The sequence below is a fragment of the Emticicia sp. 21SJ11W-3 genome (genome assembly GCF_024138715.1).
Taxonomy (GTDB): domain Bacteria; phylum Bacteroidota; class Bacteroidia; order Cytophagales; family Spirosomataceae; genus Emticicia; species Emticicia fluvialis.
Genome location: NZ_CP092074.1, coordinates 3,343,905 through 3,357,609, shown reverse-complemented (window position 1 = coordinate 3,357,609; position 13,705 = coordinate 3,343,905). Strand labels below are relative to the sequence as shown.

The following is a 13,705-nucleotide window of genomic DNA, read 5'->3' as shown; positions in this document are numbered from 1 at the left end:
TGGTTTTTGGGCATAGCTATACAGCCTCAGATTTACGAGGTGTAATGGGTTTCAAAAAAATATCGGCAGGTTCATCCGCCAGTCGGAGGTCAGAATTGTTCTTACGGTTTCTACGTATTCATGAAAGTTAATGGGCTTGGTAAGAAACAGATTGGCCCCTGCCTGGTAGGCGCTTTCTTTAATGATGGGGTCCTGGCTGCTGGTGAGTATCACCGAATAAGTGTTGCTGAGGGTCTGGTCTTTCCTGATTTCTTTCAGGCACTCAATGCCGTTCTTTTTGGGCATGTTAATGTCCAGAATCACAATATTATAGTTGGGGGCATCGGGCGACCTCAACGTTTTCATTAATTCGTAGCCGTCACTTACCACGGTGAGTGTGGTGGGTATATTCACTTCTTCCAGTGCGTTATTGAAAATATCCTGATAATCCTTATCGTCTTCGGCCAGAATAACATTTAATGAAACGTGCATCCTTTTTTTAATTAAGTAATGAAAATGGTACTTACGGGAAATTTTTAAAACTCGGCCTGAGGTACTCTAAACCAATAACCAAGGGTAATTTCAGATAAAACTGAATTTTAGTGATTTAGCCACTATCTCTTTTTTGAAGGTCTGTTGTGGTATTATAACAATAGGCAAAACAGGCAGCCGGTTTGACTATACTAAGATTGACTTTGTGTTGCTGATTTAGTATTCTGCTACAAATTAGAATCAAATTTTATTAAAGCAAGCATTTATGTGCTTTTTTTAACAATGTTTTAATGAAAGCACAAAAATCTGTTAAATAATTTCGGTTTATGAGTAAAATAGTGTTGGCGATGCACCTTGCACCTGCCCCGCGACACTGCATTTGTATTTATAACGGTTTTTGTTGCCTTTTATGTATTAATATCAGCAAATGGGTAAAAAATAACCGCCACATTCGGGGTTTTGCTCTACATTTGCAAAAAGTTGCTTGCAGCGTGTGTTTCGGGCTTTATTATTAATTTTTTTTGAAGGCAGTATATCATGAAAGAAAAAGCCATCAGGGCCACGTATTTCAGTATTTTTGGCAATATAGCCCTGGCAATTATTAAATGGCTGGCCGGATTTTTCGGCAATTCTTATGCCCTAATTGCAGATGCTATTGAGTCGACAACCGATATTTTTGCGTCTATTCTGGTGCTGATGGGTATAAAATATGCCAGCAGACCTGCCGACGATAATCACCCGTACGGGCATGGGCGCATAGAACCGCTGGTTACGTTTCTGGTGGTGGGTTTTCTGATTATGTCGGCCACGTTGATAGCCCATGAGAGTATCAACAATATCAGAACGCCTCATCATTTGCCTAAAGCCTGGACACTGATAGTGCTTGGGGTAATTATTTTATGGAAAGAGTTATCTTACCAGATTGTGATGAAAAAAAGCCGCGAGACCAACAGCTCGTCGTTAAGGGCTGATGCCTGGCACCACCGAAGCGACGCCATTACTTCTATTGCGGCTTTTATTGGTATTACTGTTGCACTGATTATGGGTAAGGGCTATGAGTCGGCAGATGATTGGGCGGCACTTTTTGCATCTGGATTCATTTTGTATAACTGCTACCTGATTGTAAGACCTGCGCTGGGTGAAATAATGGACGAAAACCTGTATGATGATGTAATTGCGGCTATCAGATTGAAATCGATGGAGGTAGACGGGGTTATTGAAACCGAAAAATGTTATGTTCGCAAGGCGGGTATGAAGTATCATGTAGACCTGCACGTTATTGTAGATGCCCACATGACCGTGCGAGAAGGACACGCCGTGGCACACCGACTGAAAGATTATCTGCAAGCCGAAATGCCGGAGCTTGACCAGATTCTGATACACGTAGAACCGCATGAATGAGAACGATTAGTGAATGAGTGAATGAGCGGGCGGCGTTCCGCTGAATTAGTGAATGAGCGGGCGGCGTTCCGCTGAATTAGTGAATGGTGAATTAGTGAATGAGTGAATGGTGAATGAGTGATTGAGCGAATTAGTGATTGAGTGGCTGGCGTTCCGGTGAATGAACGATTTAGTGAATGGTGATTTAGTGAATGGGTGAATTAGCGGCTGGCGTTGCGGTCAATGAGTGTGCCGTTGTTTTGGTAAATTAGATTTAATGTTTTTGGCTTGGTAGATTACGGCTTTATAAAAATTCAGGTTTATTTGCAGGCGCAATTATTCGTTTCGTACTGAAATATAGGCTACGCCATAAAAGAAGTTTTCTGATTTGACCATATCAGGGGTGAACCTTTCAAAACCAATAACAAAACTGATGCTTTTTGAGGTTTTAAACAAAATTGGCAGATTTACTGAAAGTGAGGCCGCATTTATTGCCTCAAAAATGGTTGCCCGTCAGTATAAGAAAAACCAGTGGCTTTTGGCGGAGGGTATCATTTGCCGAAGTATTTCATTGGTGGTGTCGGGGGCGGCTTATCAGTTTACTTTGAATGATATTGACGAAAACATCATTGACCTGTATATGGCAAACGACTGGGTGATGAACTACACCAGCTTTGTAGGGCAGAAACCATCAGCCACTTGTATAAAAGCTCACACCGACTGCGAGGTGCTTGAGATGTCTATTCACGCAGCGCATGAATTAATCGGTATGTCGCCGGTTTTCTTCCAACTCGGTAAGGTGCTTGAGCAGGCCCTGGCCCGCAATCATTATTTTGATAACACCCTTACACCGCTGCAAAAATATAATCATCTGCTCAGCACAAGGCCTCAATTGTTGCAGCAGTTTCCGCTCAAAATGATAGCCTCTTACCTGAAAATGACACCCGAAACACTCAGCAGGGTGAGAAGTATTTATTAGCCCATTGTTTTTCTTGATTTGAATCAAGTGATGTTTTGCTGACATCGCTGCAATTTTGTGCGCATCTTCAAAAAAATCATTATGAACAACCAATTCAGACAAACATCTGCTTTCATGTTATTTATGGGGGCCTTTCTGGCCGCCGCTACCATGATTCACCACCCCACCGGTGGCAGCATGGAGTATATCATACATGTAAAAAAAGTTATTGTGTTTACACATGCCCTTGCTATTGCCTGTATGCCTTTTATAGGTTTTGGCGCATGGGGGCTATCGGTGCACCTGCAAACGCCGGGCCGATTGTCTATGCTGGGGTTTTGTGTTTTCAGCATTGGGCTTATGGGGGGCATCATTGCAGCCGCATTTAACGGTTTTGTTATGCCCAATTTTGTAGAACACTACTACGGAACCAAAGCCAGCCGGGAAACCCTGGACATGATAGTGCATTATGGCTTTTATATCAATGCCGCTATGGCTTATCTGTTTATTGGGGGTACCACTTTTGCGGTAGGGGTATGGTCGGTGGTTATTCTGACAGCCAGCCCCTTGCCTAAATGGATTGGGTATTATGGATTATTGATTCTGGCCGCAGGACTTGCCGGTTTATTGCTGAAATTCAACTTTACCAGTGTTTGGGGTTTCAGCATATTTGTTTTCGGACTGATAAGCTGGCTGGTGCTGGCAGGGGTATTGATGTGGAGAAGGAAGAGCGATTGAGTGAATGAGCGATTGAGTGATTTAGTGAATTAGTGATTTAGTGAATTAGTGATTTAGTGAATGAGCGGGCGGCGTTCCGCTGAATGAGCGTGCGCCGTTGCGGTGATTTAGTGAATTAGCGGCCGCCGTTGCGGTGAATGGTGATTGAGCGAATGAGCGGGCGGCGTTGCGGTGAATGAATAATCGTGAATTAGCGAATTTTCCTTGTGGGTTATTGGATTACAAGCGCATTTATAAAAAAAAAGGGGTTTTCGTAAATAAATCCTCTCAATCACAAATTCACTAAATCACCGGAACGCCGGCCGCTCAATCACTAATTCACTCATTCCCCAATAAATGCGTATCTTTGTACACACAACAAACGGGAAAGCATGAAATTAACGGCTTTATTTAAGGATTTTTTTGAAAGCGAAAAAGCAGGCGGCCTTGTGCTGATAGCCTGTACGGTGGTTTCGCTCATACTGGCTAATTCGGGTATGGCAGAGGGCTATCAGCACCTTTGGCATAGCCAGATAGGTGGGCAGCCGCTGGAATACTGGATTAACGACGGGCTGATGACCATCTTTTTTTTGCTGATAGGCCTTGAACTTGAGCGTGAAATTTATCTGGGCGAATTGTCGGACATAAAAAATGCCATGCTACCTATTTTTGGCGCCATTGGCGGTATGCTGGTGCCGGCGGGTTTGTACCTGGCTTTTAATTTCGGTGGCAGTGCGCAGGCCGGGGCGGGTATCCCGATGGCTACCGACATTGCCTTTGCACTGGGTATTTTATCTTTATTGAATGATCGTGTACCGGCATCACTCAAGATTTTCCTGACGGCCCTGGCTGTTATTGACGACCTCGGCGCGATACTGGTTATTGCTATTTTCTATACCAAAACCCTGATGTGGGGTAACCTGCTTATTGCCCTGGGCATACTGGCTGTTTTATTTATTATGAACCGCCTGAAAGTAAGAAACCTGATACCGTACCTGATTGGCGCCGTAGCCATGTGGTATTTTATGCTGCACTCGGGCGTGCATGCCACTATTACTGGCGTACTGGTAGCATTTGCGCTGCCTTTCGGCAACGGCGACGAGAAGTCAACCTCTTATTTGCTGCAACATTTTCTACACAAACCGGTAGCATTTGTTATTCTTCCGGTGTTTGCGCTGGCCAATACAGCCATTAGTCTGGGCGGCAACCTGGGCGAAATGCTTACCCAGGCTTACAGCCTGGGCATAGCCGCAGGGCTTGTTATTGGTAAACCGCTGGGGATTTTTCTGCTGGTGTTTTTATCTGTCAAGCTGAAAATCTGCCGCCTGCCCGACGACCTCAGCTGGAAGTCGATTGGTGGCGTGGGTTTTCTGGGGGGCATAGGTTTTACGATGTCTATCTTCATAACCCTGCTTGCCTTTAATGATATCACCATTATTAACGAAGCCAAGTTTGTGATACTGCTGTCGTCGCTGGTGGCAGGGGCTATTGGTTATTTCTTTCTGAAATTGGTGCTGAAAGACCGCGTTACTGAATAACGTTGCTATTGGCCGCGTTGCGATACCAGCTTTTCGTTGGTAAGTTTTACAAATTTATATCCTTTGGCGCGTAGTACGGGTATGGCCATCTGCAATGCCTGTAACTCGTGCCATTGCGGGTGGTTGAAGTGCATAATTACAATGGCCCCCGGCCGTGCCTGGCTGATGATGGTCTGGCTGATAAGCTCCGGAGCCGCAAACGGAACGGCGTCGCCGCTGAGTACATCAAAGGCAACTACCTGCATACCCAGCTGATTGGCAATCCGGGCGCAGGTTTCGTCGGTATAGGCCGTAGCCGACCTGAAAAACCGGGGCCTTTTGCCAGTGAGTTTTTCTATTTTGCGCGAATTGAGCTCCATTTCGTCTATCACCTCCCCAACATTTTGGGTGGCAGCAATGCCATATTTTGTTTCGCCGTCAACCGAGCAAAGCCGGTGCAGCAGCCCATGATTACCGATTTCAAAAAGAGAATCAGCCGCCAACTGCCTGAAGGTAGCCAGGTTGTCGTCAATCCAGAGGCCGCTCACAAACAGGGTAGCAGGTATATGCTCTTTTTTTAGGTAAGCTATCAGGGGCGCGTTGTAATCATTGCTTTTACCTATACAGGCATCAAAAGTAAAGGCAATTACCTTGTTGGCGTCGGCCACATCTTCAAAAACATCTTTAATAACCACGCCAAAGCGCCCCGGTGTGGCGTTATGAAATTCGCCCATTATCTGGTTCTTAAACCACAGGTAATCTGGGGTGTAGTAAGGCTGTAGTTTTGCTTTCAGCTTTGCATTTGGCCCTTTGGGCGGCTGTGCGCACAATGCCAGTGGCAGCAGCAAGCTTACTAATACGAGTGTTTTCATGATACAGGTTTTTGCCTTTGCTTTGCAAAAATGGCATACTTTGGTTAAAATCTGTTTAAAGTCTTATTAAAATAAAGCTAAATTGTGGTTTAACTTTACAAAATATACCCAAATTGCCAAATGATGCAGTAATTTAATAATTTGAGTATCTATAAACAGATGCCTATGGATTACCGGACTTACACGCCTGCCCCGAAACTAACCGGGGTGGTTAATTGCTACTGGACACTGGAGGCGCCTGCGCAGGTGAGTGCTGAAAAACAGCACATTGTGCCAGACGGCTGCATGGAAATGATTTTTCATTATGGCGATGCTTTCAGGCAGTATATGCCAGATGGCAGCAGTCTGGTGCAGCCTTTGTGCTTTGTGTTTGGGCAGGTAACCCGGCCGCTGGCCATTGAGCCTACCGGTGCAACGGGTATTTTTTCAGTAAGGTTTCAGCCGGAAGGGTTTGCTGCTTTTGCCACCATGCCTGTAAGTAATATGGAAAACCGCGCCGTGCCGCTTGACGAGCTGTTTGGCGCAGACGGCAGCCTGCTGGCCACTGCTGTTTTAAACGCCGGGCAAACGGAAGCGCGTATCAGGCTGGTGGAAGATTTTCTGATTGAAAAACTGATAACTGAGGAGTCAGTAAGTACACTGATACGCTCAAGTATTGAACTGATTATGCAACTGAACGGGCAGGTTTCTGTTGGTGAACTGACCGATAGCCTGCACGTGAACCGGCGGCAACTGGAGCGCAAGTTTATGAAAAATACTGGTTTAAGTGTAAAACAACTGTCGAGAATGGTGCGGCTTCAGGCAACGCTGAAGATGCTGGCCGGGCAGCAGCCGGGTACGCTTACGGCCGTGGCACATGCGGGTAATTATTATGACCAGGCCCATTTTATTAGAGATTTCAGGTCGTTTACGGGCATGAGCCCCAAGCAGTTTTACGGAGGGCATCTGAGGCTGTCGGCCTTGTTTTCCGGCGTTGGGTAGGGTTTGTCGCATTTATACAATTATTGCCATTAAAAGTGGTATAGTTTTGAGGGCGTAATGAAACATTAATTGTAAACCATAAATGCAAAAACCAATGAAAACCCTTGCAAAAACCTGTTTAATATTGATGCTTGTGTCTTTTATAAAAGCCGACGGCCTGAGTGAACTGTATTTTCTGGAAGGAACCTGGAAAACTGAAAACAAGGAAGTTTATGAGACATGGAAGCAAATGCCCGATGGCACGCTGGAAGGGCAGGGGTATAAAATTAAAGATGGCGCCAAAGTGGTAACCGAGCGCCTCAGGATACGGATTATTAACGGCATAGCCACTTATGAGGCCACCGTACCTGACCAGAACAATAACCAGACCATAGCATTTGAGCTCAACAAGGCTACGGCTGGTGTTTTTTCATTTGAAAACCCGGCGCATGATTTCCCGAAGAAGATTCAGTATCGGCCCGTTGACGGCAGAACCATTCAGGTGCGCGTGCTGGGCGATGGCGACAAAGGTTTTGAGTACAAAATACTGAAACAGTAGGCAAACATTATTTTTTATAACCCGGCGCACCTGAACGTAACCGGTTACAGGTGCACTGGGTGCAGAATTTATTCGAAGTAGGTTTGTACGTCTGACGACCCACTAACCAGAAACTGGTTGTTGTTGATTTTCGACTGCAGGCGCGCCATCAGCTCTTCGCGGGTAAACGGCCGCTTGAAAGCCTGGCTCACCAAATTCAATACCTCAGAAACGCAGCCGGAGCGGTCTTGTGCCGGTTGCCCCAATAAAGAAGATTCGGCCATTCGCAGCCTGTCTATTTCCTGGCAGTGTTTTTCATTAAAGTTCTCTATTTCGCCGTGCAGAAACACGTTTTTGTCATACGTGTATCTGAACGAAAAACCAACTTTTTTATCATCTTTTTGTACCGACAGGTCTTCGGCATACACCAGCATATTAGAGCCTGAACCATCGTAATTGTCGGTTAGGGTAACGCGCAGGGTAGTGCCGTCAGGTTGTTTTTTAATGTAATTCTTTACTTTTTCCACAATCTGCCCGGTGGTGGTAGAGGTAGTTTTAGACTCACTGAACATAATGCCACTGCGGCTGTCGGTAGAGGTTTTAATTCTGGCCATCTTTTTCTGGTTCGGATACTCCACCAGGCAATCGCAGTCGTGTTCGCTGTAATTACCGAATTTCTGCTCAATAATGAGGCTGTTTTTTACGGCATAAAAAGTACAATGCAATTGCAGCAGGGTGTCGAGGTCGATTTTCATATTGGCCTGGCCGTTCAGAACCGTAATAAGACCCGAAACATCACCTTTTGGCGTTTTGTCGGTCAGGCTGATAATATTGCCATCCTCTACGCGAACCACACTATTGGTGTTGATTTTGGAAATAAACTCAATATTCCCGGTGTAGGGTTTATTGGTGTAGTGAAAAATAATTTTCTCGTTTTGAAGCGTAAACTTACTTTCGAAAGCTTTCTTCAGATTGGTGTCATATTCGTCGAGGTCAATGGTTACTTTGGCGTCGTCGTCACATGAAGTCAGAATCATAACAGCAGTTATGAAAAACAGCATTTTTTTCATTGGGTCTGGCAGATTAAAGTACAATGTTGAGTAAATATACTCATTTGATACAAGAAATAAATCTGCCACTATTGCTTTGGCTACGGTAAATAAGTATTTTTTTTATTAAAATTATCTTTCGGTACCATAACGGAGTGTATATACGCAGCCAGATGCGGGCGTTGCTTTAAATGGCTGAGCAGAAAGGAGTTGGAAGAGGATTAACAAAAAGCCAAGGCAAAAGCCCGTTGGCAGCGGATAGGAAATCAACCTGGCGTTGCCTTTATTTGCGTTGAATTTATCTGGCGGTAGCAATGGTATCAACGCTTTTTTAGACATGCCATGCCGGCGGTCTTTAGCAGCCTGAAAAACAAAGCCCAAAGTTTCATAATTGGGCTTTCGTTATGGCTTTTTGAAGAGTTGCAGGATGTGTTTCTTTACTAACCTGAAGACTGCAATCAGATATTTGGTTATAAGGTCTTCCGGTGGTTGGTATATGATGTGTTGGGGTTTCATGGTTTGTGTTTGTTTTTTTGTGAAGATAGCGAATGTGCCTGAAAATAAAGATAGGGTGTGCTCATATTTTCGGAATGCCGTTCAAAGAACGGCTGACACGGCGACTGAATGAAGATTCAGCCGAGCTGGGATGAAAGGTTTGATTCAAATATTTAAAATCAAAACTCAAACATAATTTATGGAGCTTATATGCCCCCGAAGCCGCACGCAGTGCGGCTCTACCAAGTTTGCAGATGTATTAACCGTGCCACGCCCTTATCTAACCGAGTATAAACGTCGCACGGTGTTTAAAAGCCTAATCTACCGGTGGCGTAATCAACGGCGATGATGGCTTTGGCGGCTTTGGCTTGTAGCGATATCAGTTTTTGCTGGGCTTCAAACAACTTGTTTTCGCGGCTGTTTACCAGAAACAGGCTGCTTTCGCCGTTGTTGAAGCGGGTCAGTTCGGCATCGTACATACGTCGGTAATTGATAACCGTCTGCTGGTAGATGGCCGTCTGGCGTTGTAGCTGCACGGCATCGTTATAATATTGGTTTACCTTGTTTTGCTGCTCGGTAAAAAGCAGGCGGTTTTCCCAGGTTTGCTGGGTTATTTTCAGGTTGGCTTTGCGGTATTCGGCGCGGGCCTCACGCAGAAACAGCGGGATACCCACCGTAAACCCCCACTTATAGTTGTTCTGAAACAGGTTGGGGTCGGCAAAGAAGGTATAATCTTTGTTGAGCAGGTTATACTGCACATTAAAAGAAGGTAGCAGGCTCTGAAACTTCAGTTGTTTTTCAATGCCCAACACATTGGTTTTTATCTGCGCCTGTTGCAGCTTGGGGTGGGTGGCTACCAGGCTCTGGTACTGGTTTATGTCTTGCAATGAGCGTTCGGCTAGTATCAGTGCCGGCTCAACAAATGAGGGTAGCTGGTAGGCCTGCTGGTTTTCTTTCCACAAAAAATTGCTCATTTCAAATGTGGCGTTGTTCAGGGTCTGTTCTGCCTCGGCCAGCATAAACTCAAAGCTCTGCAACTGGGTGAGGGTCTCAACGGTGTCAATGGCTGGTCTGTCGCCCAAAGTCACACCATTCCTGATAAACTGGTAGCGTTCCTGATTCACTCTCAGCAGGCTGTCGGCCAGGCGTTTGGTGTAGTAGGCGCTTTGCCATTCATAATATACACTGGTGGCTTCGTAGAGTAGGTCGTTGAGCATCAGCCGTCGTTCTTCGTCAGAAAAAGCCACCATTTCTCGTGCCTGTTTTACTGCGGCCCTTCGTTTGTCTATCAACAGGCCTTTGGCTAAGGGCAAAGATGCGCCTACAAAACTACTGCGGCCCTTGGTAAGCTCGGTGGCTGTAAACTGCCCCTGATTGTTTTCTGTACCGGCTTTCAAATCAAGCCCATACCAGGTGGGTACTTTCAGTTCAGTGGTGAGGTAGTTGTAATAATCTTTGCCGCCAAATTCTTTCTGATTTTTATTGATATAAAAAGACGGCTCAAAGGCTCCGCGGGCGCTTTGCAGCTCAGCTTTAGCCATGTCGGTCTGCAGGGTGGCTTGCTGCGCTACGGGGTGGTATTTTCTGACAATGTTAATGAACTCATCATACGTGAGTTTTTCCTGGGCTTGCAATTGAACCGCAAAACCCAGAAAAAACATTATATATAACCTTAATTTATACATTTTACTTGTAAGTAATGGAGTGGTAAAGAGCTTGGTTCCCGTTTAGCTCTGTCTGCTTGTGTTATTTCTTGGCTGTTTTACCGGCCGAGTCGTCAACATAATATTCAGGTGGGAAACCGTTAATATTACGCCAGATTTCGTAGCCCAGCGGCACATCTTTCAGCAATATAAAGGTGTCGGTGGCTGTACCCAGGCGCAGGGTGTTAGGCCAGGGGCGTTCGGTGGGGTCTGGCTTTACCAAAACCCTGAAGTTGCCGGTGGCGTCAACGGTGTTTGAAATGGCCGTTACCACACCCCGGAAGGTACCGTACGACTGCCGCGGCCAGCCGCTGAAAACAATGGCAGGTATACCGTCAAAAATTACGTTTACTTTACTGCCTGTTTGTAACAGGGTGATGTCGAGCGGTTTTACAAAAATTTCAATGGCCAGTTCGGTGTGGTCTGGCACTATCTGCGCCAGTTCTTCGCCTTCTTTCACAATCTCGCCTAAGCCGGCTTTAATGGCCCGTGTTACCTGTCCGCTTTGCGGGGCAATTACATAATACAACTCGTTACGCAGTTTATAGCTGTCATACTGGTTTTTGAGTTTTTCAATGTCTGCCTGTCCGGAGGCTACCTGCGATAGCGACTGGAAACGTTCGCCACGTACTTTTGATACTTTTTCGAGGTAGTCCTGATTGGCGGCGTTGAGGTCGATAGAGAGGTTGATTAAGTCTTGCTTTGAGTTCAGAAACTTGATTTCGTTGCTGGTGCGCTTGGCAAGGGCGTTCTGATACGCCTGGTTACGCTGCTCATATTGGGTTAGCGATACCAGCCCCTGGTCATACATTTGTTTCTGGCGTTTCAGCTGTTCGCTGGCAATGGCGAAATCGTTGCGTGCGGCCAGCATATCCATGCTGTCGGCTTGTATTTTGGCTTTGGTCTGAGCAATTTTGTTTTGCAGCTGTGCAATTTTAAGCCGCAGAGATTCTGTAATGGCCGAGGTCTGTACTGTGGCCGTGTTGGCTTTTTCCTGATAGCTCTGGTTGGCTTGTTCTTTGGCTATTATCTGCTGGCGGGTACGTTCAATCAGGCTGGGGTCCAGGTATTCAACTTTCACCTCTTGCAGGCGGGCAATAGTGTCGCCTTTTTTTATCATGTCGCCTTCTTTTATATACCATTGCACTACTTTGCCTGTTATGGCGCTATAAACACCCTGCTGGCGTTGTTCCTGCCGGAGGGTAGTTACCTTGCCCCGGCTTTTGATGTTCTGGGTCCAGGGCAGAAAAGCCGCCATTACTATCAGGCCCAGCAGGCCGTAGGTCCAGTATTTTACTTTGCTTTGTTTGTTGATAAAATAAATATCGCGAAACGACTTCGGTTTTTTGTTCAGATCCTGGTCTTCAAAAATGGTTTCTAAGTATTTCATCTGAATTTATTTTAACTCTAGTATTTTATTGAAATGGGGTTTGATTTCCTGCTGCTCAGAGGCAACCACTACCGTAATGGGCAAATTGCAGATGTACTCTGCCACTTTTTGTGCTTTGGTGGCGCTCAGGTTTTTGAACGGCTCATCCAGCACCATCAGCGAGCTGGGCTGTACAAAAGTGCGCAGCAACAGGATTTCCTGAATAAGATGCGACGACAACTTGGCGCCTTTGGTGAAAAGCTCAGTGTCATAGCCATTGTCAAACTCGTCAATGAAACCGTCAAAACCTAGTATTTTTATTAAAGCCGTTACGGTTTCGGGCTTGATGTCGGTATTACCTATACTGATGTTGTCCCAGAGCGAACCGTTAAAAATTTCGTTCTGGCCGCTCAGGTAGGTCAGGTGCTTTCTGATGCTCAGAATGTCGTAGTTATCTATCGGTACATCATTGATATAAATATGACCCTGATACTGCGTCAGATTATTGCTGATTAGTTTCATAACCGTGCTGGTGCCTCTGCCAGAGAGGGTTTTCATGAGCAGGGCTTTTTCGCCGGGCTGAATCACGAACGACAAGCCATTAAGTATGGTTGAGTGTCTGGTGTAAGCAAAACTTACATTTTTAAATTCAACCTTTAGCGGGTTGGCATTGTTTAATTTTAGTTTACCGCTCGATTCGGTGGGTTTTTGCAGCACTTTGTTGAGTTTTTCAACGGCCGTGAGCACGTCGTAAACGATATCAATACTGGTGATGAGTTTTTCGACCGAAGCCGTAATGGCTATGATTACGATTTCGGCGGCTATAAACTGGCCGATATTAATGAGCTGATTGAGCAAAAGCGCACAGCCGATTATCAGCATGGCCGCGGTGAGAATAACCTTAAAGGCCACGAGGCTCCAGTATTGGGTTTTCAGGATTCCGAAGTGACGGGTGCGGTTTTGGAGATACCCCTGCGTGAACTCGTCGGTCCGTTGTATATTCAGGTGGGTATATTCGTAGTTTTTAAATGTATTCTGGTTGCGGCTTATTTCCTGCAGCCAGGCAGCTACTTTATACTTGTAGTCGCTTTCTTTCAGGCTGGTTTCAAGGCCGCGGTCTGAGCTCAGTCTGAATATCAGGTAGACAATGAGTATAAGCAAACCGCCAAAAGCAATAAAAATAGCATGATAAAAAGACAAAAGCAGAATGCCGAACAATATCTGCACGATGGCGGTGGGTACCCCCAGCAATAATTTAGAAAGGCCTTTTTGCAGATTGATGGTATCAAAAAACCGGTTGGTCTGCTCTGGCATATAATAGCCTTCGGTGGCTTCCGGCCTTATTTTCGGCAGGGTGTCGGCATATTCAAAGGCATATCTTACAAATATTTTCTGCTGTATTTTCTCGCTTAACTTCATCTGGTTTATCTGCAGCAAGCCAGCCAGAAAAACGCTTACTATTACCAGCCCTATCAGTACAACCAGCGAAGTAGAGGCGGTGTTGTACATGACAAAGTTGATGATTGACTGAATGCCCAGTGGCATAACCAGCTGTATAATACCCGAAAGGATAGCAAAAAAGTAGAGGGAGGTTATGTCTTTCTGGTCAAGCCTTAGTAAGTTGAAGATTCTTATAAAAGGATGAATAGTGTGATTGTCGGCCATTGGGTAATATT

The 13,705-nt window shown here is 45.5% G+C and carries 12 protein-coding genes; 6 read left to right on the top strand and 6 right to left on the bottom strand.

Features of this window, described 5'->3' with window-relative positions:
• Positions 1 to 51: 51 nt before the first annotated feature.
• Positions 52 to 471 (bottom strand): response regulator, encoded by a 420-nt coding sequence (locus MB380_RS14295; protein ID WP_253525210.1) that lies wholly within the window; start codon positions 469 to 471, stop codon positions 52 to 54.
• 537 nt (positions 472 to 1,008) lie between these two features.
• Between MB380_RS14295 and MB380_RS14290 the strand changes: the two genes are divergently transcribed.
• The 4 genes from MB380_RS14290 to nhaA all read left to right on the top strand — a co-directional run bounded on the left by MB380_RS14290 (position 1,009) and on the right by nhaA (position 5,064).
• Positions 1,009 to 1,872 (top strand): cation diffusion facilitator family transporter, encoded by an 864-nt coding sequence (locus MB380_RS14290; protein ID WP_253525207.1) that lies wholly within the window; start codon positions 1,009 to 1,011, stop codon positions 1,870 to 1,872.
• Between the two features lie 412 nt (positions 1,873 to 2,284).
• Positions 2,285 to 2,830 carry a Crp/Fnr family transcriptional regulator gene (locus tag MB380_RS14285; protein ID WP_253525204.1) on the top strand — a complete coding sequence of 182 codons (546 nt, stop codon included), beginning with the start codon at positions 2,285 to 2,287 and terminating at the stop codon, positions 2,828 to 2,830.
• An 81-nt stretch (positions 2,831 to 2,911) separates the two neighbouring features.
• A complete protein-coding gene (locus MB380_RS14280; protein WP_253525201.1) occupies positions 2,912 to 3,547 on the top strand; it encodes a hypothetical protein in 636 nt (211 codons plus the stop codon).
• A gap of 371 nt (positions 3,548 to 3,918) precedes the next feature.
• Positions 3,919 to 5,064 carry a Na+/H+ antiporter NhaA gene (gene nhaA, locus MB380_RS14275; RefSeq protein WP_253525198.1) on the top strand — a complete coding sequence of 382 codons (1,146 nt, stop codon included), beginning with the start codon at positions 3,919 to 3,921 and terminating at the stop codon, positions 5,062 to 5,064.
• A gap of 5 nt (positions 5,065 to 5,069) precedes the next feature.
• Here nhaA and MB380_RS14270 read toward each other — a convergent pair whose 3' ends face one another.
• Positions 5,070 to 5,915 carry a polysaccharide deacetylase family protein gene (locus tag MB380_RS14270; RefSeq protein ID WP_253525182.1) on the bottom strand — a complete coding sequence of 282 codons (846 nt, stop codon included), beginning with the start codon at positions 5,913 to 5,915 and terminating at the stop codon, positions 5,070 to 5,072.
• Between the two features lie 165 nt (positions 5,916 to 6,080).
• On the opposite strand from MB380_RS14270, the gene MB380_RS14265 reads away from it, so the two are divergent.
• Together MB380_RS14265 and MB380_RS14260 are read left to right on the top strand one after the other, a co-directional pair.
• Entirely contained in the window at positions 6,081 to 6,896 is an 816-nt protein-coding gene (locus MB380_RS14265; RefSeq protein WP_253525179.1) for a helix-turn-helix domain-containing protein, read from the top strand.
• A 94-nt stretch (positions 6,897 to 6,990) separates the two neighbouring features.
• Positions 6,991 to 7,434, top strand: a complete 444-nt coding sequence (locus MB380_RS14260) for a DUF6265 family protein (RefSeq protein WP_253525176.1) — start codon at positions 6,991 to 6,993, stop codon at positions 7,432 to 7,434.
• A 68-nt stretch (positions 7,435 to 7,502) separates the two neighbouring features.
• Here the strand turns inward: MB380_RS14260 and MB380_RS14255 are convergent, their stop codons facing one another.
• The 4 genes from MB380_RS14255 to MB380_RS14240 all read right to left on the bottom strand — a co-directional run bounded on the left by MB380_RS14255 (position 7,503) and on the right by MB380_RS14240 (position 13,694).
• Complete coding sequence (locus tag MB380_RS14255; protein ID WP_253525148.1) at positions 7,503 to 8,483, bottom strand: hypothetical protein; 981 nt, start codon at positions 8,481 to 8,483, stop codon at positions 7,503 to 7,505.
• 782 nt (positions 8,484 to 9,265) lie between these two features.
• Complete coding sequence (locus MB380_RS14250) at positions 9,266 to 10,642, bottom strand: TolC family protein (RefSeq protein ID WP_253525131.1); 1,377 nt, start codon at positions 10,640 to 10,642, stop codon at positions 9,266 to 9,268.
• A gap of 61 nt (positions 10,643 to 10,703) precedes the next feature.
• Positions 10,704 to 12,050 carry an HlyD family secretion protein gene (locus MB380_RS14245; protein ID WP_253524903.1) on the bottom strand — a complete coding sequence of 449 codons (1,347 nt, stop codon included), beginning with the start codon at positions 12,048 to 12,050 and terminating at the stop codon, positions 10,704 to 10,706.
• 6 nt (positions 12,051 to 12,056) lie between these two features.
• Complete coding sequence (locus MB380_RS14240) at positions 12,057 to 13,694, bottom strand: peptidase domain-containing ABC transporter (RefSeq protein WP_253524900.1); 1,638 nt, start codon at positions 13,692 to 13,694, stop codon at positions 12,057 to 12,059.
• Positions 13,695 to 13,705 lie beyond the last annotated feature (11 nt).